Annotated in this window: 1 pseudogene; it reads left to right on the top strand. The window is 78.9% G+C overall.

The features are described from left to right. Positions 1-1,593: pseudogene (locus tag BST27_RS32915) on the top strand (PE family protein); the annotation flags it as partial.

Here is a 1,593-nt window from a genome sequence, read left to right as displayed (position 1 = left end):
GGGGCCGGCGGCGACGGGGGCAACGCCGGCAAGGCCGGCACCGGGGCCACCGCGGGCCAGGGCGGCGTCGGCGGCGCCGGCGCGGAGGGCAACACCACCGCTGGGAACGGCGGGGCCGGCGGCAGCGCGATGTTCGGCGACGGCGGCGCCGGTGGACCCGGCGGGATGAACAACAGCCTCACGGTGCCCGGTGGGGCCGGCGGACCCGGCGGGGCCGCCACGATCTATGGCGACGGAGGGACCGGCGGCTACGGCGGGTTTGGCACAGTCGCCGGCGGGAACGGTGGACCAGGCGGCGCCGGCGGCGTCCTCGGCGGTAACGGCGGGGCAGGCGGCTCCGGCGGGGCCAGCCTCACCACCACCGGCGGGACCGGCGGGGCCGGCGGGAACGCTGGGCTCAACGGTGTCGGTGGTGCCGGCGGCTCCGGCGGGGGCGGCCAAACCACCGGCGGGAATGGCGGGCCCGGCGGCAAGGGCGGCCTGATCTTCGGCTCCGGCGGCGCCGGCGGCGCCGGCGGAGGCGGCATTGATGGCGCCGTCGCCACCGGCGGTAACGGCGGTCAAGGTGGGGCGGGCGGACTGATCGGCACCGGCGGTGAAGGCGGCGCCGGCGGATTTGGTGTCACTACCGGTGGCAACGGCGGCAACGGCGGCAACGCCTCGCTGATCGGTACCCCCGGCAACGGCGGCAACCTAGGGATCGGCGCCGCCAATGGCAAAGCCGGCCTCAACGGTGTCGCCTCACCGCTCCAGCCGGTGTTCAACGCCATAAATGGCCCCTTCCAGGCGCAAACTGGTCGGCCGTTGATCGGCAACGGCACCCCCGGGGCCCCAGGTACTGGGGCAGACGGCGGGCCCGGTGGGTGGCTGATCGGCAACGGCGGGGCGGGCGGCTCCGGCGCGGCCAACGCCACCACCGGCCAAAACGGCGGCACCGGCGGGCCAGCCGGGCTTCTGGGCAGCGGCGGGACCGGCGGCGCCGGCGGGCGCGGCGGCACCACTAGCGGAAACGGCGGAAATGGCGGCGCCGGCGGGCTGTTCGGCGCTGGCGGCGCCGGCGGCCCGGGCGGGTCCGGTGGCACCACCGCCGGCAACGGCGGCAACGGCGGCGTCGGCGGCGCTGTCGGCGGCGGCGGCGGCGCCGGCGGGTCGGCCGACATGACAGGCCCGACCAACGGCGGCAACGGCGGTGCCGGCGGCTCCGCGCAGTTCGGTGACGGCGGCGCCGGCGGAGCCGGCGGGGTTGGCCTCGGTAACGGCGGGAACGGCGGGGCCGGCGGCGCTTCGCAGTTCGGTGACGGTGGCGTCGGCGGCGCCGGCGCTAGAGGCACCACCAACGGCGGGGACGGTGGGGCCGGCGGCGCTACGTTGTGGGGTTCTGGCGGGGCCGGCGGCGCCGGCGGGTCAGGTGGTGCGGGTGCCGGCGGGACCGGCGGAGACGGCGGGGCCGGCGGTTCCGCCATGTTCTTCGGCGCCGGCGGTGCCGGCGGCGCCGGCGGGCTCAGCACTCAAACCGGCGGTGCCGGCGGAGCCGGCGGTGGCGGCGGCCTGCTCGATGGGCACGGCGGGTCCGGCGGGTCCGGCGGGTGGGGT

The sequence above is a fragment of the Mycobacterium intermedium genome, assembly GCF_002086275.1.
Lineage (GTDB): Bacteria > Actinomycetota > Actinomycetes > Mycobacteriales > Mycobacteriaceae > Mycobacterium > Mycobacterium intermedium.
The sequence above is the reverse complement of the archived record's forward strand: the minus strand, read 5'-3'. Positions and strand labels throughout refer to the sequence as shown.